A 17418-nucleotide genomic window follows, 5' to 3' on the forward strand; every position below is an offset into this window, starting at 1 on the left:
TGGCGCAAAGGAGATATGCCATGGCCCCGAAAAACCGATTTGCCGAGATGCTGCCCGAGATCGCCGGATGGCGGCAGGATTTTCACGAAAACCCCGAGTTGTTGTTTGAGGTGCATCGCACCGCTGGGCGGGTGGCAGAGCTGTGCCGCTCGTTTGGTTGTGATGAGGTGACAGAGGGCATTGGTCGCACCGGCGTGGTGGTGGTGATCAAGGGCAAGACCGATACCAGCGGCCGGGTGATCGGCTTGCGGGCGGATATGGATGCGCTGCCGATCATCGAGCAGACCGGGGTGGCCTATGCCTCCAAGGTGCCGGGGAAGATGCACGCTTGCGGGCATGATGGGCATACTTCGATGCTGCTGGGGGCAGCGAAATATCTGGCCGAGACGCGGAATTTCGATGGCACGGCGGTGCTGATCTTCCAACCGGCGGAAGAAGGTGGCGGCGGTGGGCGCGAGATGTGCGCCGATGGCATGATGGATCGTTGGGGGATTCAGGAAGTCTACGGGATGCATAATATGCCAGGGATTCCGGTGGGGCATTTCGCCATCCGCCCGGGTGCGATGATGGCAGCGGCGGATCAGTTTGAGATCACCGTGACGGGCAAGGGTGGCCATGCGGCGAAACCGCATGACTGCATTGATACCACGGTGGTGGCCGCGCATATCATTGTGGCGCTGCAGACGATTGCTTCGCGCGGGGTGGACCCGTTGAAGCAGGTGGTGGTCTCGGTCTGCACGGTGGCGACGGACAGCACGGCGCATAACGTCATCCCGCAGGTGGTGAAGATGAAGGGCACGGTGCGGACGATGGATTTCGGCGTGCAGGATTATGTCGAGGCCCGGGTGAAGGCGATTGCTGAGGGCACGGCGCAAGCTTTGGGGGCGGTGGCGGTGGTGGACTACACGCGCGGCTATCCGGTGACGGTGAATGCGCCTGAAAATACCGACTATGCGGCAGAGGTGGCGCGGGCGGTGTCGGGGCAGGTCGATACCGATACGGCGCCGTTGATGGGGGCCGAGGATTTCAGCTTCATGCTGCTGGAGCGGCCGGGGGCGTATATTTTCGTCGGCAATGGCGACACGGCGATGGTGCATCATCCGGCCTATAACTTTGACGATAATGCGATTCCGTTTGGGTCAAGCTGGTATGCCGGGATGGTGGAAGCGCGGATGCCAGCGGCGTAGAACTGCCCCCCTCAGGCGGTTCCCACCCGCCCACCCCACCGCCTTCAGGGGGCAGTGGGGTTTGGTGGCTCTGGTTGGCTGGGTTTGACACGGTGCGCGGGATGGGCGGTGGGAGCCTCCGGCGGGGATATTTGAGCAGAGAGGATGAGCGATGATTGCGACGGGTCTGATCGGGCTGATTGCGGTGCTGCATCTTTATATTCTGGTGTTGGAGATGTTTCTTTGGCAGGCGCCGCGTACGCGGGCGGTGTTTGGAACCTCGGCGGAATTTGCGGCGCAGACCAAGGTGTTGGCGGCCAATCAGGGGCTTTATAATGGGTTTCTGGCGGCAGGGTTGATCTGGGCGCTTTGGTTGGGGGCGGATGGGCGCGGCGTGGCGCTGTTTTTTCTGGTTTGCGTGTTGGTGGCGGGGATTTACGGTGCTGCGACAGCCTCACGCCGGATATTGTTGGTGCAGGCTGTGCCTGCGGCGCTGGCGATAGTCGCGGTGTTGGCGGGGATATGAGGCCGGGAATTAGCCTCCGGTATGGCTCATATGGCGGGTCATCTGGCCTTTGACCACTTGCCGCGTGTAGTCGAAATCATGGCCCTTGGGTTTGTGGGCGATGGCGTTGCGGATGGCTTGGCGCAGGGCGGTGTCGCCGGGGCTGGCGCGCAAGGGAGCGCGGAGGTCGGCCATGTCTTCCTGGCCAAGGCACATGTAAAGCTCGCCGGTGCAAGTCAGGCGGACGCGGTTGCAGCTTTCGCAGAAGTTATGCGTCAGGGGGGTGATGAAGCCGATGCGCTGACCGGATTCGGCCAGCCGGACATAGCGGGCGGGGCCGCCGGTGCGGTCGGGCAGGTCTTGCAGGGTGTAACGCGTGGCGAGGCGGTCGCGCAGGTCGCGCAGTGGCCAGTATTGGTCGATACGCTGCGCCTCGCCCATATCGCCCATCGGCATCACCTCGATGAAGGTGAGGTCATGGTTTTCGGCGGCGCACCAATCGGTGAGACGGAAAAGCTCATCCTCGTTGAAGCCCTTCAGCGCCACGGCGTTGATCTTGACGGCAAGGCCCGCGGCTTTTGCGGCCTCGATCCCGTCCAACACCTGAGCCAGACGGCCCCAGCGGGTGATCTCGGCGAATTTCTTCTCATCCAATGTGTCGAGCGAGACATTGATGCGCTTGACCCCGCAGGCGGCGAGGTCAGCCGCGTATTTGCGCAACTGACTGCCATTGGTGGTCAGGGTGAGTTCGCGCAGCGCGCCGCTGGCAAGATGGCGCGACATCGCGTCGAAGAATGTCATAATGCCTTTGCGCACCAAAGGCTCGCCGCCGGTGATGCGCAGCTTTTCTACACCGAGGGCGATGAAATTGCTGCACAAACGATCGAGCTCCTCCAGCGTCAGCAATTCGGCTTTCGGCAGGAAGGTCATGTGTTCGGTCATGCAATAAGCGCAGCGGAAATCGCAGCGGTCAGTAACCGAGACACGCAGGTAGGAAATCGCGCGGGCGAAGGGGTCGATGAGGGGCATCTCGGACATGGGACTAAGGTAAGCGGCGCAGGGGGCCGCGACAAGGTGGAATGCGACGGTTGTATGCGCAGAGGCGGCGCGCTATCGTTGGGGGATGATGCGTATGAACATGATCCTTCTGAGTGCGGTGCTGGGCCTTGCGGGCTGCGGCATGATGCAAACTGAAAAAGCACCTGAGGCGCCGGTTGCCAGCGCTGCGCCGGTGGCGCGGCCTGTGATTGGTGCTGGCAAATCTGCGGCGGCGCTGGATAGCACCACCGCGGCCGAGCGGGCTGCGGCGGTGGCGGCGAAGCCTGCGGGCGGTGAGCGATCGTTGGGCACGGCTGTGGTGGCACTTGGCAGCCCTGCCGAGCAGGGGTTGTGGGTGAAGTCGCCGCTGGTCACGGTCAAGGCCAAGGGCCGGGTGGTGACAGCCGGTGGGGCTTCGGTGGCGGTGGACCTGTTGCCCGGAAGCGGGGCTGCTTCGCTGTCGCTGGCGGCGTTCCGGGCGCTGGGGTTGGGGCTGACCGATCTGCCAGAGGTCACGATCTACGCCGAATGAAGGCAGGGGCATTCTGCCCCTCCGCGCCTGGCGCCTCACCCCTGGGGATATTTGGGCAGAGAGGATAACCCGAAGTGGTTAGCCGAGATATTGCGCAGCTTCCTTGCGGGCGAAGGTTTTCATCCGCTCGCCGTGTTGATCAAGGAAAGCGGTGGTGCGTGCGGGGTCGTGTTTGGAGAGATCGCGCAGCCACCACGCCACGGCTTTCTGGATGAACCAATCCTTGTCGTCGATATAGACTGCGGCCCAGCCTAGCACGCGGTCGCGGATGTCCAACTCGAACGGTTTGGGGAAATTCTGTTTGGTGAAGGGCAGGGTTGCCACCAAGGCGGCGCGGCGGGTCCACATGTTTTCGGATGTGGTCCAGCCTTCGACTGTCTCGATCCGCGTAGGGTCGGCGGTGATGCGCTTTTGGGCGGCGATGCAGACGGTATCGGCGATGGCCCAAGCGTCAAACTGCGGTACCCATTGGCAGATCAGATCCCAAGCCGCGGTATCGGGTTTGATGCGGGCTTGGGTCAGCAGTTTGGCGCTTGCGATGCGGGCCTCGTGGATGTCGCTTTCCCACAGATCAGCGGCAAGCTGGATGCGGTCGTCCACCGACAGATCGGCGCGCCATGCTGTGGTCAGTTCTTCGATCTGCGGCACTTTCAGGCCAAGATAGCGCCGATCTGCTTTGTGATAGGCATGCGCCGCCGCGACCTCGCCTGTGTTTTCCAGCGCAACGAGGGCTGCCAGAGCCTGAGCCGAGGTGGGCATCGTGTTATCCTTGGATGATGAACTTGACCGTTCCTACCGGAATTCCAAAGCGGGACACAACCGCATCATTGACGATCCGGCCATCGCCAGCACGATAAATCACATCTTGAAAGCCCAGTCGGGTGACGCCCGACAGAGATTTGAAATCAGCCGTGTAGGCCAGCCGCACCGCGCCGTTTTCTTCTGTCACAACGGCTTGACCGACGGTGTCCTCGCGCCGACCTATCCAGCCGCTCGCAGCTTGGCGGTCAAACACCCAGGTCAGCCGATCTTTCTGGCCATCGTTATAGGCGAAATCCTCGACAACCGTCAGCCGCGTGCCCGAGCGGGTCAGTTTGCCGCGCAGGCGTGCGGTGAACCGGCGTTCCTGACCGGTCAGCGTGACCCGGAACAGGCCGGTGCCGGTTTTACGGCCAACGAAGGCCTGATCCAGTGTCAGCTGCGCGCCGTTGAGCTGGGGCGCAGGCGGCAGCGTGCTGCATCCGGCAAGGGCGAGACCACTGAGCAGAAAAAGGCGACGATCCATCACAGGCTCCTTATCGGGGGACTGTGGGGATATAAGGCGGGTTATTCGACAGTCACGGATTTTGCCAGATTTCGCGGCTGATCGACATCGGTGCCTTTGGCGATGGCGGTGTGATAGGCCAGAAGCTGCGCCGGGATGGCGTAAAGGATCGGTGCGAAGGCGTCGGAAACCTCGGGCATGGTGATGGTTTTCCAGCACTCCATCCCGGCCTCGGCGATGCCTTTGGCGTCGGAGATCAGCAGCACTTTGCCGTGGCGGGCCATGACCTCTTGCATGTTCGAGACAGTTTTCTCGAACAGATGATCGCGCGGAGCAAGGACGATCACCGGGACTTGCGGCGAGATCAGCGCGATGGGGCCGTGCTTCAGTTCACCTGATGCATAACCTTCGGCGTGGATGTAGCTGATTTCTTTCAGTTTCAACGCACCTTCCAGCGCGAGCGGGAACATCGCACCTCGGCCAAGAAACAGCACATCTTGCGCTTCGGAAAGTTCCTCGGCGATGGCGGCGATGCTGGCACCAAGCGCAAGTGCGTGGTTCATCAGGCCGGGCAAGGCTGCCAGATCGCTGAGGTGCGTGGCGAGGGTTTCGGGCGTCAGGCGGCCACGATCCACGGCGGCTTTCAGCGCCAACAGTGCGAGGGTGGTCAACTGGCAGGTGAAGGCTTTGGTCGAGGCAACGCCGACCTCAATCCCCGCCATGATCGGCAGGGCGAGATCGGATTCGCGCGCGATCGAGGAGGTGGGGACATTGACCACGGCGACGATCTTGGCGACCTTGTCGCGGGTGTAGCGCAGGGCGGCGAGGGTGTCGGCGGTCTCGCCGGATTGGCTGACGAACAGCGCCCATTGGTTGGGAGAAAGCGGCGGTTCGCGGTAGCGGAATTCCGAGGCGATGTCGATTTCGCAGGGTAGGCCCGCGATCTGTTCGAACCAGTATTTCGCGACATGGCAGGCATAGCTCGCGGTGCCGCAGGCCACCATGGTCAGCCGATCCACGGCGGAAAAGTCAACCTCCATCGGCAGTTGCAGCGCGCCGTTCTGCACATAGCGGCGCAGGGCGTCGGCGATTACCACGGGTTGTTCGGCGATTTCCTTGGCCATGAAATGCTTGTAGCCAGCCTTTTCGATGCGGGTGGCATCGACTTGGATCCGGGCTTCGGCGCGGTTGGCAAGGCGGTCTTGTGCGTCGTAGATCGTGGCACCTGCGCGGGTGACGACGGCCCAGTCGCCTTCTTCCAGATAGGTGATGCGGTCGGTCATTGGGGCGAGGGCGATGGCGTCAGAGCCGACAAACATCTCGGTATCGCCATGGCCGATGGCCAGCGGAGAGCCTTTGCGGGCGGCGATGATCAGATCATCCTCGCCATCAAACAGAAAGCACAAAGCGAAGGCGCCGTGCAGGCGGTGCAGGGTTTGGCGTGCGGCCTCGGTTGGGGTGGCGCCGCGTTGCATGTACAGATGGGCCAGCAGGGCAATGGTCTCGGTATCAGTCTCGGATTCTTGGCGCAGACCAGCTTCGGCCAGTTCGGCGCGCAACTCGCGGAAGTTTTCGATGATGCCGTTATGCACCACCGCGACGGGGCCGGAACGGTGCGGGTGGGCATTGGTGGTGGTGGCGGCACCATGCGTCGCCCAGCGGGTGTGGCCGATGCCTGCCTTGCCTGCGAGCGGTTCATGCACCAGAAGGTCGGAGAGGTTCACCAGCTTGCCCACGGCGCGGCGGCGGTCGAGTTTGCCTTTGTTGATGGTGGCGATCCCGGCGCTGTCATAGCCGCGATATTCCAGCCGCTTGAGGGATTCGACCAGCAGCGGGGCCGCTTCATGGTTGCCCAGAACGCCAACAATTCCACACATTTACGACTTCCCTTTCGCGGCCTTGATGGCTTTGAGATGGGCCATCAGCTTGGTGGCGAGGCCCGGTTTGTTGACTTGCTTGGCGCGGCCCAAGGCGAGGGCTTCGTCGGGGACATCTTCGGTGATCACAGAGCCAGAGGCGGTCAGCGCATCGTTCCCGATGCTGACGGGGGCGACCAGCATGGTATCCGAGCCGATGAAGGCGCGTTTGCCGATCTTGGTGCGGTGTTTCATCACGCCGTCATAGTTGCAGGTGACGGTGCCTGCGCCGATGTTGGTGAATTCGCCGATGTCGGCATCGCCGATATAGGTCAGGTGGCCGACTTTGACGCCTTCATCGAGGATGGCGTTCTTGATTTCGACGAAGTTGCCGACGTGCACGTCTTCGGCGAGTTCCGCACCGGGTCTTAGCCTTGCGAAGGGGCCGACGGTGGCCCCGCGGCTGATGTGGCAGCCTTCGAGGTGGCAGAAGGCTTTGATCTCGGCCCCGGATTCGACGGTTACGGCGGGGCCGAAGATGACGTTGGGGCCGATGATGGCGTCGCGGCCAATATGGGTGTCGAGCGCGAAGAACACGGTGTCGGGGGCGGTGAGGGTGACGCCGTTTTCCAGTGCCTCGGCGCGGGCGCGGGATTGGAAGGCGGCCTCGGCCTCGGCCAGTTGCGCGCGGGTGTTGACGCCGAGGGTTTCGGCCTCGTCACAGATCACTACACCTGCGGAAAGGCCTTCGGCGCGGGCCAAGGCGGGCAGGTCGGTCAGGTAGTATTCTTGGGCGGCATTGTTGTTTTCGACCTTTGCGATCAGGTCAAACATCAGTTTGGCTGGGGCGCAGAGAACGCCGGAGTTGCAGAGGGTGATGCTGCGTTCGGCGTCTGTCGCGTCTTTGTATTCGACGATCTTTTCCAAAGCATCGCCCTGTGTGACTAAGCGGCCATAGCGACCGGGGTCTTTGGCCTGAAAGCCCAGCACGACAACGGCGTGCTTTTTGCGCGCATCGAGCATGGCGGCCAAGGTTTCGGGGCGGATGAAGGGGGTGTCGCCGTAAAGCACGATCGCGTCGCCCGCGAAATCTTTCAGCAACGGGGCGGCCATATCGACGGCGTGCGCAGTGCCAAGTTGCGGCTCTTGCAGTACGCATTCAATCGCGGGATCGAAGGTTTCGGCGGATTTTGCGACCTCGGCGGCACCATGGCCGGTGACGACGACGATGCGCGACGGCTCCAGGCTGCGGGCGGCGGTGAGGGCGTGGTGCAGAAGCGGGGCGGCGGCGACGTGGTGCAGCACCTTCGGGGTGTCGGAGTTCATCCGGCTGCCCATGCCTGCGGCCAAAATGATGAAGGATACTGCCATGTCGCCTCTTTCTTTTCGTTGTCGCCCGTTTTACCCCGGATCGGCGGGGCCGCAAGGGGTGGTTCTTCACGCAAGGTTACGAAGATGAAAACTGTGGTCTTTGATCTGGATGGCACGCTGGCCGATACCAGTGCGGATTTGCTGGCGGCGGCGAATGCGTGTTTTGTCGGGCTGGGGCATGGGGTGGTGCTGGATGGGCGCGATACGCTGACGGCTTTTCATGGCGGGCGGGCGATGCTGCGGGTGGGGTTTGACCGGCTGGGGGTGGCCTATTCCGAGGCGGATATTTCGGCGCAGTATCCGGTGCTGCTGGCGGCTTATGCCGATGGCATTGACGTGCATACCAAGATGTATCCGGGGGCGATACAGGCGGTGTTTGAGTTGTTGAGTGATGGCTATCGCACCGCCGTTTGCACCAACAAGCCGGAAGGGCTGGCGGTGGAGTTGTTGCGCCGTCTGGGGGTCAGCGATCTGTTCGGCGCGATTGTGGGGGCGGATACGCTGCCGGTGCGCAAGCCTGATCCGGCCCCTTACATCGAGGCGGTGCGGCGGGTGGGCGGCGATGTCGGGCGATCCATGCTGATCGGCGACACCGAGACCGATCGGCTGACTGGATTGGCCGTGGGGGTGCCGGTGGCGCTGGTGACATTCGGGCCAGAGGGGGCGGGGGTATCTCGGCTGAACCCCGAGGCGCTGCTGGATCGGTTTGAGGATTTGCCGGGGTTGGCGGCGCGGTTGCTGGGCTGAGCGGGAAAACTTGCCTGAGGCCGGGGCGCGGGTTTAGCAATCGTGTATTCTGAATCTGACTTTGGAGGCTGGCATGACCGGGAATGTGTTTTTGCGGACGAGTGTGATTTTTCTGACCTGTGGCGTGGTTCTGGGCGTGAAGATGGGGATGGCCGAGGATTTTGTGCAAGCGCCGACCCATGCGCATCTTAATCTGGTGGGCGGGGTGTGGATGTTTCTGGCGGGATTGTTCTACAACGCCAACCCGCAGATCTCGGGGCGGTTGATCGGCGTGCATTACGTGCTGACGCTGGTGGGGATGATGGGCTTTGGGATTGGGCTTTATGGCAAGCTGGCGGGGGCAGCTTGGGGTGAGCTGCCGCTGATTGCGGGTTCCAGCCTGAGCGCGCTGGGGCTGATCATGTTCGCGGTGATCGTGTGGATGGGCACGGGGCGCGCGGCGCGGGTTTAGATCAGCGCAGGAATTCGCGGCGGCACCATTTGCCCGTCGAGTTGAACTCTTTCCCCAGTTGGTCGAGGCTGCGGGTGCGGATGATGCTGTCGGCGCGCTGGCGCATCGCCTGGATTTTTTCGGCCTCGGTGCCCGGCAGTTGCGATAGAATGATCGCCGAGCCGGTGAGGCCGATTTTGAATTCATGCTCGGAGATTTGGTTGGCTTTGTAGAGCAGGGCTGAGGCGATGGTCAGCATCGCCGCACAGTGCAATCCTTGCGCATCGCGGCCTTGATAGGTGATGTCGGCTTGCGCGCTGGTGGCGAGGGCCGCGCAGAGGGTGGTGGTGTGAATCAGGTGGCGCATGGCTGCTCCATTACAGGCTATGGCAAGGAAGCCTAGCGCAGACAGCCGGGGATTGCGCGTGGTGTTTTCAATGCGGCGATCTTTCCCAGCTGGGAGTGACTTGTGGTGGTGAGGCTCATAAACACAACATATTGTTGTTTTGGCGGTTTTTTAAGCCAGTTTGACAGTGTTCCGGCCGCGCCCTAGGTTGCGGGCATGACAAAAGCTCCGTCCCGTCACGCCATCATCTTTGTATTGCTATGTGTTCTGTTGGACATGATCGGCTTTGGCCTGATCATCCCGGTGCTGCCGCAACTGATCGAGCAGGTGGGGCATGTTGATCTTTCCGAAGCGGCGGTGATTGGCGGCTGGATGTTCTTTGCATTTTCGATGGCGCAGTTTGCGTTCAGCCCGTTGATGGGCAACCTTTCCGATCGCTTTGGCCGCAGGCCGCTGTTGCTGCTGGCGATTGCGGGCTTGGGGCTGGACAATCTGTTGCAGGGGCTGGCGCCGACGGTGGTGTGGCTGTTCATCGGGCGGGTGATTGCCGGGGTATGCGGATCAAGCTGGGTGATCGCCAATGCTTTTATCACCGACATCACTGCACCAGAGGAGCGGGCGAAGTATTTCGGCATGATGGGCGGCGCGTTCGGGCTGGGCTTTGTGCTGGGGCCTGCCTTGGGCGGCGTGCTGGGCGAGTTTGGGCCGCGGGTGCCATTCTTTGTGGCGGCGGGGATTTCGGGGCTGAATTTCATTTATGGCTGGTTCGTGCTGCCCGAGACTTTGGCGCCGCAGAACAGGCGCGCGTTCAGTCTGGCGCGGTCTAACCCGCTCGGGGCGTTCAAGGTGTTTCGCAGCTATCACGGCGTGGTGCCGATGTGCGCGGTGCTGTTTGCGTTTTTCTTTTTCACCAGCGTCTATCCGGCGATCTGGCCCTATTGGGGCATGGCGAAGTTCGGCTGGTCTACCGCGATGGTGGGGGTGACGCTGGCGGTGTTTGGCATCGTGATGGCCGGGTTTCAGGGCGGCTTGACCGGGGTTGGGGTGAAGTGGTTTGGCGAGCGCAATTTGGCTCTGATCGGCTTGATCTCGGCGTTGATTGCGGCGGCGGGCTATGGCGTGGCAGGGTCTTTGACGGTGGTGGTGGTGTTGATGATCGTGCATGGGCCGGAAGGCTTCATCCATCCGATGCTGACGGCGATGATGACCAAGGTGGTGCCGGATGATGCGCAGGGCGAGTTGCAGGGCGGGATTTCGGCGATCATGAATGTGGCGATGTTGGCGGGGACGGTGTTTTTCAGCCAGATCTTTGGGTATTTCATGGCGCCAGGCGGCTGGCAGTCGCCGGATGTGGCGTTCTTTGTGGCAGGGGCGGGGATGGCGGTGACGCTGGCGATGTTCTTGTTGATCGTGCCGGGTGAGGAGAAGCGTCTGTGAGCGAAGAACGGTTTGAGGGCAGTTTCACCCAGCAAGAGCCGATCCCCGAAGCGGGCATCGAGGCGGCGATTGCCGTGCTGCGGCATGGGCGATTGCACCGCTATAACACGGCTGCGGGTGAAGTCGCCGAAGCGGCTTTGCTGGAGGAGGAATTCGCCGACCTGATCGGGGCGAAATACTGCCTTGCGGTGGCCTCGGGCGGCTATGCCTTGGGCTGTGCCTTGCGAGCCTTGGGGGTGCAGGCGGGGGATGCGGTGCTGACCAATGCGTTTACGCTCGCGCCAGTGCCGGGGGCGATTGCGGCGGTTGGCGCGCGCCCGGTGTTTGTCGAGGTGACGGATCAGTTGGTGCTGGATTTCGACGATCTGGCGGCGAAGGCGCGGGCCAGTGGGGCCAAGGTGCTGATGCTGAGCCATATGCGCGGCCATCTGTGCGACATGGAGGCTTTGGTGGCGCTGTGCGACGGCCTTGGCGTGCGGATCATCGAGGATTGCGCGCATACGATGGGGGCTGCCTGGAAGGGTGTGGCCTCGGGGCGGCATGGCGTGGTGGGGTGCTATTCGATGCAGACCTACAAGCATCTGAACGCGGGAGAGGGCGGCTTTCTGATCTCGGATGACCCGCAGGTGATGGCGCGGGCAGTGCTGCTGTCAGGGTCTTATATGCTGTATGCGCGCCACCGCGCGGCGCCACCGCCCGAGGCGTTTGAGGCTGTGCGCTTGCAGGTGCCGAATGTCTCGGGGCGAATGGACAATCTGCGCGCGGCGATCCTGCGGCCGCAACTGCCGCTGCTGGCGGATCGGGTGGCACGGTGGGCCGAGTGTTATCAGGCGCTGGAGGCCGGATTGCGCGGCGTGCCGGGGTTGGCGCTGGTCGAGCGGCCTGACGAGGAGACTTATGTTGGGTCGTCGTTCCAGTTTCTGCTGCCCGATTGGTCTGCGGCGCGGATTGGCGCGTTTCTGGGCCGGGCCTTGGCGCGGGGCGTCGAGTTGAAGTGGTTCGGTGCGGCGGACCCGGTGGCGTTCACCTCGCGCTATCAGCATTGGGGCTATGCCGAGGCGCAGTGCCTGCCGCAGACGGATCGGATTCTGGCAGGGCTGGTGGATATGCGGGTGCCGCTGACGTTTTCAGTGGAAGATTGCGCGCAGATCGCCCGGATCATCCGGGCCGAGGCTTTGGTGGTGGGACAAGGGCCAGAGCCTGAGGCTGTGGTGTTGCCGGTTATTCAATGAGCCTCGATCTGGCGGCTGCTGCGGATGGGGGTTTCACACCCCCAGCGGGTTTGTGCCAAACCCGCTCCCCCGTGGAGTATTTTCACCAAGATGAAGCAAATTTTAGGCAAAGTTTAGGGTTTTGCCGGGTTATACAGTGGCACGGTAGAGATCGACATTTTCGCCGAACCGTCGGTCAGTTCGGTGGCATGGGTGAGATAGACCAGCACCTGATTTTTCTGATCAAAAATCCGGGTGACGTTCAGCGATTTGAACACCAGCGAGCGGCCTTCGCTGAACACTTCTTCGCCGGATTCCGAGGTGTCAATATCGCCGATGGTGATCGGCCCGGTTTGACGGCAGGCGATCGAGGCGTTGGAGGGGTCTTCGAACCAGTTGCCTTTCGAGAGCCGGTCCCACATCGAGCGTTCGAAATAGCTGATGTGGCAGGTGACGCCCTGCACCTTGGGGTCGGGGATGGCCTCGACGATGATGTCATTTCCGACCCAGTCGACGCCGACTCGGCCAATTTCTTCGGCTTGGGCTGTCAGTGGCAGCAGGGCGAGGGCAAGGGGGGCAAAGAGGCGCATAAGGGGACTTTCCAACCGGGCTTTGCAGCGATTTCTGCCCTATAGATGGGCAGGATGCTGCGATTGCACAAGAGCGGCGCATATTGGCTAATTCCTTAGTGAAATACTCATGAATTATACCGCAAAAACCAAGGGCTTAGCGGCTGTTGCGGGCATCTTTTCCTGCGGCCTTTGGTTGACCCCGCCAAGGTGGCGGGATAAACGAATGGGCAAGAGTGACGTGGGCCAAAGCGCTTGCGGCGCGTATCTGCCAGCAGAAGGAGCGCTTCGCGTGGATCATCTTCTTCGTGAGTATCTGCCCATCCTTATTCTTCTTGCGATTGCTGTGGGTCTTGGCCTTGTGCTGATCCTTGCGGCCGCGTTGATTGCGGTGCGCAATCCGGACCCCGAGAAGGTGTCAGCCTATGAATGTGGCTTCAACGCCTTCGACGATGCGCGGATGAAGTTTGACGTGCGGTTTTACCTTGTCTCGATCCTGTTCATCATCTTCGACCTTGAGGTGGCGTTCCTGTTCCCTTGGGCTGTGGCCTTTGGCGAGATTTCCATGGTGGGATTCTGGTCGATGATGGTGTTCTTGGGCGTTTTGACCGTGGGCTTTGCCTATGAGTGGAAAAAAGGAGCGCTGGAATGGGCGTGATGGCGGGTGCGAATACGGCGGGGCCGGACCGCGAGGTTGCAACCCAGGCGCTGAACCGCGAGTTGCAGGATAAGGGTTTTATCCTGACCACGACGGAAGATATCATCAACTGGGCGCGCAACGGCAGCTTGCACTGGATGACCTTTGGTCTGGCCTGCTGCGCGGTTGAGATGATGCACACCTCGATGCCGCGCTATGATCTGGAGCGGTTTGGCACGGCACCGCGCGCGTCTCCGCGCCAGTCTGACCTGATGATCGTGGCGGGCACGCTGACCAACAAGATGGCCCCGGCGCTGCGCAAGGTTTACGACCAGATGCCAGAGCCGCGCTATGTTATCAGCATGGGAAGCTGTGCCAATGGCGGTGGCTATTACCACTATTCCTATTCGGTGGTGCGCGGCTGTGACCGCATCGTGCCGGTGGATATCTATGTGCCGGGTTGCCCGCCGACAGCGGAAGCGCTGCTGTACGGGATTTTGCAGTTGCAGCGGAAAATCCGCCGCACGGGAACGCTTGTGCGTTAAGGGGGCGATATGGCTGATTTGACTGAACTCGCCGCCTATCTAACGGAAAAGCGCCCGGATGCGGTGCTGGCGACGGAACTGGCGTTTGGCGAATTGAACGTGACGGTGGCGCTGCCTGCGCTGGTGTCGTTCATTGGCTTTCTGACGGTGGACCCGGCCTGCAAGTTTTCCTCGCTGGTCGATATCACGGCGGTGGATCACCCCGAGCGGGTCGAGCGCTTTGACGTGGTTTACCACTTCCTGTCGATGTACACCAACGCCCGCATCCGGCTGAAGGTCGCGGTGGGCGAGGATGACATGGTGCCGTCGATCCACCTGATCCACCCCTCGGCCAACTGGTTTGAGCGGGAAGTGTTCGACATGTTCGGCATCCTGTTCTCGGGCCACCCGGACCTGCGGCGGATCCTGACCGACTATGGCTTCCGTGGCCATCCGCTGCGCAAGGATTTCCCGACCACCGGCTATACCGAAGTCCGTTATGACGAGGCGCAGAAGCGCGTGGTTTATGAGCCGGTGTCGCTGGTGCAGGAATACCGTCAATTTGATTTCATGAGCCCGTGGGAGAGTGCGAAATACATCCTTCCCGGCGATGAGAAGAAAGTGGGCTGATCCATGTGGTATGAATCCCTTTCAGAGGTTGGACAGCTTTTGGTCGGCATGGCTGCTGTTTTCGCTCTTATAATTCAAGGCGGGAATAAAAAAAAATCTTCTTGGTTTACAGAGATTACTCAAGAAAATCAAAGGTCCAGCCCTGACAACGGTCTGGTTTTAGTTGGATCGAGTTCTTGGAGGGCAGTTTGATGGACGGCGATATCCGGCAGAACAGCTATGATGATGGCACCGCTGACACCCTGACGGGCGAGCAGCGCATCCGCAATTTCAACATCAACTTCGGCCCGCAACACCCTGCGGCGCATGGCGTTTTGCGTCTGGTGCTGGAGTTGGACGGCGAGATTGTGGAGCGTTGCGATCCGCATATCGGCTTGCTGCACCGTGGCACCGAAAAGCTGATGGAAAGCCGGACCTATCTGCAAAACCTGCCGTATTTTGACCGGCTGGATTATGTGGCGCCGATGAACCAGGAACATGCCTGGTGCTTGGCGATTGAACGGCTGACGGGCACGGTGGTGCCGCGTCGGGCGTCGCTGATCCGGGTGCTGTATTCGGAAATCGGCCGGATTTTGAACCATCTGCTCAACACCACCACGCAAGCCATGGACGTGGGCGCGCTGACGCCGCCGCTCTGGGGTTTTGAAGAACGCGAAAAGCTGATGGTGTTCTATGAGCGGGCTTGTGGGGCGCGTCTGCACGCGGCCTATTTCCGCCCCGGTGGTGTGCATCAGGATCTGACCCCCGATCTGATCAACGATATTGAGGCTTGGACCGAGACCTTCCCGAAGGTGTTGGACGATCTGCACGGGCTTTTGACTGAAAACCGCATCTTCAAACAGCGCAATGCTGATATTGGTGTGGTGACGGAAGACGACATTCAGAAATACGGCTTCTCGGGCGTGATGGTGCGCGGGTCGGGGCTGGCGTGGGATTTGCGCCGCAGCCAACCCTATGAATGCTATGACGAGTTCGAGTTCAAGGTGCCGGTCGGCAAGAACGGCGATTGCTATGATCGCTATCTGTGCCGGATGGAGGAGATGGCGCAATCCATCCACATCATCCGTCAATGCATCACCAAATTGCGCGCCGAGCCGGGTGAAGTGCTGGCACGCGGCAAGATCACCCCGCCGAAACGCGGTGAGATGAAAACCTCGATGGAGGCTTTGATCCACCACTTCAAACTCTACACCGAGGGCTTCCATGTGCCTGCGGGTGAGGTTTACGCGGCGGTTGAAGCGCCGAAGGGTGAGTTCGGCGTGTATCTGAAAGCCGATGGGTCCAATAAGCCTTACCGCGCCAAGATCCGCGCACCGGGGTTCCTGCATTTGCAGGCGATGGACTACATCTGCAAAGGCCATCAGTTGGCCGACGTTTCTGCAATCATCGGCACGATGGATATCGTGTTCGGGGAGGTTGACCGCTAATGCTGCGCCGTCTGCACAAAGAACAACCAAGCTCGTTTGAATTTACCCCGGCCAATCTGGCTTGGGCAGAAGGGCAGATCGCGAAATATCCGGCTGGGCGGCAGGCTTCGGCGGTGATTCCGCTGCTGTGGCGCGCGCAGGAACAGCATGGCTGGCTGACCCGTCCGGCGATTGAATATGTGGCCGATATGCTGGGCATGGCCTATATCCGTGCGCTGGAAGTGGCGACGTTCTACTTCATGTTCCAGTTGCAACCCGTTGGTTCGGTAGCACATATCCAGATTTGCGGCACAACGTCCTGCATGATTTGTGGCGCGGAAGAGCTGATTGCGGTCTGCCGCGAACTGGTGGCGGACAAGCCGCATCAACTCTCGGCCGATGGCAAGTTCAGCTGGGAAGAAGTTGAGTGCATGGGCGCTTGCGCCAATGCGCCGATGGCCCAGATCGGCAAGGATTATTACGAAGATCTGACGGCAGACAAGCTGCGCGCCTTGATCGGGCGGTTCAGCAATGGCGAAGTGCCGGTGCCGGGGCCGCAGAATGGGCGCTATGCGGCAGAGCCTTTGTCGGGTCTGACCTCGCTGAAATCGCATGAGGCGGGGCGCAAGCCTTACAATGCCAGTGCGCAGAATGCCGTGGATATTGGCGATACGGTGAAGCGGATTGATGGCACCGAAGTGCCGCTGCTGACGCCGTGGATTCCCAAGGTCGTGGCTGCTGATCCGAAACTGGCGGCAATGCCCGAGGCTGTGACGGCTGCGGTTGGTGTGGCAGTTGAACCAAAGCCCGGTGCGGCGGCGGTGGCTGACAAAACTGGAGCGACTGTGCACGAAGCGCCCGCGATGTCGAAAGGCCGGCCGGTGGCCGATGGCAATGCCCCGGAAGCAACGCCGCTTGCGACGCCAGAAGCCAAATCGCCTGCCCCGTTGGGCAATAACAAACCAGCGGGGCTGACTGCGCCGCGGGGCGGCGTGGCGGACAATCTGCAAAAGCTGGAAGGTATCGGGCCGGTCATCGAAAAGCTGTTGCATGATCTGGGGATTTTCCACTTTCACCAGATTGCGGCCTTTAGCGCATCGGATGTGGCGTGGATGGACAGCAACCTGAAAGGCTTCAAAGGCCGGGTCAGCCGCGACAAATGGGTGGCGCAGGCCAAGCTGATTGGTGAGATCGGGCTGGATGCCTTCCTGATCCGCGCCAAGACCAACGATTACTGAGGGCAATGATGGACCATTCACATGACCATGCAAGCGTTGATGGGCCTTGGGCTGGCGGCTGGCTTGTTGCTGTTCTGGCCGCTTTGATCGCGGCGGGTCTGGCGGTCTGGCTGGGCAATGTCGGCGGCTTGGGGATGGTGATCGTGGGGCTGGTGGTGTTTGGCGTTTATGCGGTGCTGTTGGGCAATGGCGGCGTTGAACTGACCGTCACCGATCATGGTTCCGACGACCATGGCCACGGGCATGACCACGGGCACGGGCATCACTGAGGCGAAGATGGCAGTTCCTGATCCGAAAGAGGCACGACTTGCGCGACAAACCAGGCTGGTGGCTTTGGTGATTGCCGGGACGATGCTGCTCTGGATGGGAGGCCAGCAGATTGGCGCGGAACTTGGCTTGCCGCTGAAGTACTCGTTGCTGATCGATCTGGCGGCTTTGGCGGGGTTCATCTGGGCCATGGCCGTGACGTATCAAATTTGGCGCGCGCGCCGCACGTAAGGAAGGGGCGAAC

At 61.2% G+C, this 17418-nt stretch carries 22 protein-coding genes; 15 read left to right on the plus strand and 7 right to left on the minus strand.

All coding sequences use genetic code 11. From position 1 onward, the window contains the following. The first annotated feature begins 20 nt into the window (after nt 1-20). Nucleotides 21-1187, plus strand: coding sequence for a M20 aminoacylase family protein (locus tag ACFOGH_RS02925; protein ID WP_380071548.1), 1167 nt, complete (start codon nt 21-23; stop codon nt 1185-1187). A 151-nt stretch (nt 1188-1338) separates the two neighbouring features. Continuing rightward, nucleotides 1339-1692, plus strand: coding sequence for a DUF1304 domain-containing protein (locus tag ACFOGH_RS02930; protein WP_380071549.1), 354 nt, complete (start codon nt 1339-1341; stop codon nt 1690-1692). Between the two features lie 9 nt (nt 1693-1701). On the opposite strand, the gene moaA is transcribed toward ACFOGH_RS02930, so the two are convergent. Next, nucleotides 1702-2709, minus strand: coding sequence for a GTP 3',8-cyclase MoaA (gene moaA / locus ACFOGH_RS02935; protein ID WP_380071550.1), 1008 nt, complete (start codon nt 2707-2709; stop codon nt 1702-1704). A gap of 94 nt (nt 2710-2803) precedes the next feature. Between moaA and ACFOGH_RS02940 the strand changes: the two genes are divergently transcribed. After that, nucleotides 2804-3241 (plus strand): hypothetical protein, encoded by a 438-nt coding sequence (locus ACFOGH_RS02940; RefSeq protein WP_380071551.1) that lies wholly within the window; start codon nt 2804-2806, stop codon nt 3239-3241. A 78-nt stretch (nt 3242-3319) separates the two neighbouring features. Here ACFOGH_RS02940 and ACFOGH_RS02945 read toward each other — a convergent pair whose 3' ends face one another. The 4 genes from ACFOGH_RS02945 to glmU are packed head-to-tail and all read right to left on the minus strand — an operon-like array spanning nt 3320 to nt 7732. Beyond that, on the minus strand, nt 3320-4000 hold the full coding sequence (locus ACFOGH_RS02945; protein WP_380071552.1) for a DNA alkylation repair protein: 681 nt from the start codon (nt 3998-4000) through the stop codon (nt 3320-3322). Between the two features lie 4 nt (nt 4001-4004). Next, nucleotides 4005-4526 (minus strand): DUF3833 family protein, encoded by a 522-nt coding sequence (locus ACFOGH_RS02950; RefSeq protein WP_380071553.1) that lies wholly within the window; start codon nt 4524-4526, stop codon nt 4005-4007. Nucleotides 4527-4567: 41 nt separating this feature from the next. Further along, nucleotides 4568-6382 carry a glutamine--fructose-6-phosphate transaminase (isomerizing) gene (glmS, locus tag ACFOGH_RS02955; protein ID WP_380071554.1) on the minus strand — a complete coding sequence of 605 codons (1815 nt, stop codon included), beginning with the start codon at nt 6380-6382 and terminating at the stop codon, nt 4568-4570. Beyond that, entirely contained in the window at nt 6383-7732 is a 1350-nt protein-coding gene (gene glmU / locus ACFOGH_RS02960) for a bifunctional UDP-N-acetylglucosamine diphosphorylase/glucosamine-1-phosphate N-acetyltransferase GlmU (RefSeq protein ID WP_380071555.1), read from the minus strand. An 84-nt stretch (nt 7733-7816) separates the two neighbouring features. Between glmU and ACFOGH_RS02965 the strand changes: the two genes are divergently transcribed. Together ACFOGH_RS02965 and ACFOGH_RS02970 are read left to right on the plus strand one after the other, a co-directional pair. Further along, nucleotides 7817-8479 (plus strand): HAD-IA family hydrolase, encoded by a 663-nt coding sequence (locus ACFOGH_RS02965; RefSeq protein WP_380071556.1) that lies wholly within the window; start codon nt 7817-7819, stop codon nt 8477-8479. A gap of 73 nt (nt 8480-8552) precedes the next feature. Beyond that, complete coding sequence (locus ACFOGH_RS02970; protein WP_380071557.1) at nt 8553-8930, plus strand: hypothetical protein; 378 nt, start codon at nt 8553-8555, stop codon at nt 8928-8930. A gap of 1 nt (nt 8931) precedes the next feature. Here the strand turns inward: ACFOGH_RS02970 and ACFOGH_RS02975 are convergent, their stop codons facing one another. Then, entirely contained in the window at nt 8932-9276 is a 345-nt protein-coding gene (locus tag ACFOGH_RS02975) for a hypothetical protein (protein ID WP_380071558.1), read from the minus strand. 195 nt (nt 9277-9471) lie between these two features. Here ACFOGH_RS02975 and ACFOGH_RS02980 point away from each other — a divergent pair, with 195 nt between their 5' ends. Both ACFOGH_RS02980 and ACFOGH_RS02985 read left to right on the plus strand, forming a co-directional pair. Continuing rightward, nucleotides 9472-10692 carry an MFS transporter gene (locus ACFOGH_RS02980; RefSeq protein WP_380071559.1) on the plus strand — a complete coding sequence of 407 codons (1221 nt, stop codon included), beginning with the start codon at nt 9472-9474 and terminating at the stop codon, nt 10690-10692. After that, complete coding sequence (locus ACFOGH_RS02985) at nt 10689-11924, plus strand: DegT/DnrJ/EryC1/StrS family aminotransferase (protein ID WP_380071560.1); 1236 nt, start codon at nt 10689-10691, stop codon at nt 11922-11924. The genes ACFOGH_RS02980 and ACFOGH_RS02985 overlap by 4 nt, the downstream gene beginning before the upstream one ends. Nucleotides 11925-12037: 113 nt before the next feature. Here ACFOGH_RS02985 and ACFOGH_RS02990 read toward each other — a convergent pair whose 3' ends face one another. Further along, on the minus strand, nt 12038-12493 hold the full coding sequence (locus tag ACFOGH_RS02990; RefSeq protein ID WP_380071561.1) for a CreA family protein: 456 nt from the start codon (nt 12491-12493) through the stop codon (nt 12038-12040). Between the two features lie 271 nt (nt 12494-12764). On the opposite strand from ACFOGH_RS02990, the gene ACFOGH_RS02995 reads away from it, so the two are divergent. From ACFOGH_RS02995 to ACFOGH_RS03030, 8 genes are read left to right on the plus strand one after another with little or no spacing between them, the layout of a single operon-like run. Beyond that, entirely contained in the window at nt 12765-13130 is a 366-nt protein-coding gene (locus ACFOGH_RS02995; RefSeq protein WP_322320220.1) for an NADH-quinone oxidoreductase subunit A, read from the plus strand. Further along, nucleotides 13121-13654 carry a NuoB/complex I 20 kDa subunit family protein gene (locus ACFOGH_RS03000; protein WP_380071562.1) on the plus strand — a complete coding sequence of 178 codons (534 nt, stop codon included), beginning with the start codon at nt 13121-13123 and terminating at the stop codon, nt 13652-13654. The genes ACFOGH_RS02995 and ACFOGH_RS03000 overlap by 10 nt, the downstream gene beginning before the upstream one ends. Nucleotides 13655-13663: 9 nt before the next feature. Continuing rightward, nucleotides 13664-14263 (plus strand): NADH-quinone oxidoreductase subunit C, encoded by a 600-nt coding sequence (locus tag ACFOGH_RS03005; protein WP_380071564.1) that lies wholly within the window; start codon nt 13664-13666, stop codon nt 14261-14263. A gap of 3 nt (nt 14264-14266) precedes the next feature. Further along, nucleotides 14267-14455 carry a hypothetical protein gene (locus tag ACFOGH_RS03010; RefSeq protein ID WP_380071566.1) on the plus strand — a complete coding sequence of 63 codons (189 nt, stop codon included), beginning with the start codon at nt 14267-14269 and terminating at the stop codon, nt 14453-14455. Beyond that, nucleotides 14455-15690 carry an NADH-quinone oxidoreductase subunit D gene (locus tag ACFOGH_RS03015; RefSeq protein ID WP_380071568.1) on the plus strand — a complete coding sequence of 412 codons (1236 nt, stop codon included), beginning with the start codon at nt 14455-14457 and terminating at the stop codon, nt 15688-15690. Before ACFOGH_RS03010 ends, ACFOGH_RS03015 begins: the two co-directional genes overlap by 1 nt. Further along, nucleotides 15690-16907 (plus strand): NADH-quinone oxidoreductase subunit E, encoded by a 1218-nt coding sequence (locus ACFOGH_RS03020; RefSeq protein ID WP_380071569.1) that lies wholly within the window; start codon nt 15690-15692, stop codon nt 16905-16907. The genes ACFOGH_RS03015 and ACFOGH_RS03020 overlap by 1 nt, the downstream gene beginning before the upstream one ends. An 8-nt stretch (nt 16908-16915) precedes the next feature. Continuing rightward, nucleotides 16916-17176, plus strand: coding sequence for a hypothetical protein (locus tag ACFOGH_RS03025; protein WP_380071571.1), 261 nt, complete (start codon nt 16916-16918; stop codon nt 17174-17176). After that, on the plus strand, nt 17124-17405 hold the full coding sequence (locus tag ACFOGH_RS03030; RefSeq protein WP_380071572.1) for a DUF5337 domain-containing protein: 282 nt from the start codon (nt 17124-17126) through the stop codon (nt 17403-17405). The genes ACFOGH_RS03025 and ACFOGH_RS03030 overlap by 53 nt, the downstream gene beginning before the upstream one ends. The last annotated feature ends 13 nt before the right edge of the window (nt 17406-17418 follow it).

The sequence above is a fragment of the Cypionkella sinensis genome, assembly GCF_042646385.1.
GTDB lineage: Bacteria > Pseudomonadota > Alphaproteobacteria > Rhodobacterales > Rhodobacteraceae > Cypionkella > Cypionkella sinensis.

What these genes read in the sequence shown, in the direction of transcription:
- ACFOGH_RS02925 (WP_380071548.1), top strand. Translation starts at nt 21, where the DNA reads ATGGCCCCGAAAAACCGATTTGCCGAGATGCTGCCCGAGATCGCCGGA.
- ACFOGH_RS02930 (WP_380071549.1), top strand. Translation starts at nt 1,339, where the DNA reads ATGATTGCGACGGGTCTGATCGGGCTGATTGCGGTGCTGCATCTTTAT.
- moaA (WP_380071550.1), bottom strand. Translation starts at nt 2,709, where the DNA reads ATGTCCGAGATGCCCCTCATCGACCCCTTCGCCCGCGCGATTTCCTAC.
- ACFOGH_RS02940 (WP_380071551.1), top strand. Translation starts at nt 2,804, where the DNA reads ATGAACATGATCCTTCTGAGTGCGGTGCTGGGCCTTGCGGGCTGCGGC.
- ACFOGH_RS02945 (WP_380071552.1), bottom strand. Translation starts at nt 4,000, where the DNA reads ATGCCCACCTCGGCTCAGGCTCTGGCAGCCCTCGTTGCGCTGGAAAAC.
- ACFOGH_RS02950 (WP_380071553.1), bottom strand. Translation starts at nt 4,526, where the DNA reads ATGGATCGTCGCCTTTTTCTGCTCAGTGGTCTCGCCCTTGCCGGATGC.
- glmS (WP_380071554.1), bottom strand. Translation starts at nt 6,382, where the DNA reads ATGTGTGGAATTGTTGGCGTTCTGGGCAACCATGAAGCGGCCCCGCTG.
- glmU (WP_380071555.1), bottom strand. Translation starts at nt 7,732, where the DNA reads ATGGCAGTATCCTTCATCATTTTGGCCGCAGGCATGGGCAGCCGGATG.
- ACFOGH_RS02965 (WP_380071556.1), top strand. Translation starts at nt 7,817, where the DNA reads ATGAAAACTGTGGTCTTTGATCTGGATGGCACGCTGGCCGATACCAGT.
- ACFOGH_RS02970 (WP_380071557.1), top strand. Translation starts at nt 8,553, where the DNA reads ATGACCGGGAATGTGTTTTTGCGGACGAGTGTGATTTTTCTGACCTGT.
- ACFOGH_RS02975 (WP_380071558.1), bottom strand. Translation starts at nt 9,276, where the DNA reads ATGCGCCACCTGATTCACACCACCACCCTCTGCGCGGCCCTCGCCACC.
- ACFOGH_RS02980 (WP_380071559.1), top strand. Translation starts at nt 9,472, where the DNA reads ATGACAAAAGCTCCGTCCCGTCACGCCATCATCTTTGTATTGCTATGT.
- ACFOGH_RS02990 (WP_380071561.1), bottom strand. Translation starts at nt 12,493, where the DNA reads ATGCGCCTCTTTGCCCCCCTTGCCCTCGCCCTGCTGCCACTGACAGCC.
- ACFOGH_RS03000 (WP_380071562.1), top strand. Translation starts at nt 13,121, where the DNA reads ATGGGCGTGATGGCGGGTGCGAATACGGCGGGGCCGGACCGCGAGGTT.
- ACFOGH_RS03005 (WP_380071564.1), top strand. Translation starts at nt 13,664, where the DNA reads ATGGCTGATTTGACTGAACTCGCCGCCTATCTAACGGAAAAGCGCCCG.
- ACFOGH_RS03010 (WP_380071566.1), top strand. Translation starts at nt 14,267, where the DNA reads ATGTGGTATGAATCCCTTTCAGAGGTTGGACAGCTTTTGGTCGGCATG.
- ACFOGH_RS03015 (WP_380071568.1), top strand. Translation starts at nt 14,455, where the DNA reads ATGGACGGCGATATCCGGCAGAACAGCTATGATGATGGCACCGCTGAC.
- ACFOGH_RS03020 (WP_380071569.1), top strand. Translation starts at nt 15,690, where the DNA reads ATGCTGCGCCGTCTGCACAAAGAACAACCAAGCTCGTTTGAATTTACC.
- ACFOGH_RS03025 (WP_380071571.1), top strand. Translation starts at nt 16,916, where the DNA reads ATGGACCATTCACATGACCATGCAAGCGTTGATGGGCCTTGGGCTGGC.
- ACFOGH_RS03030 (WP_380071572.1), top strand. Translation starts at nt 17,124, where the DNA reads ATGGTTCCGACGACCATGGCCACGGGCATGACCACGGGCACGGGCATC.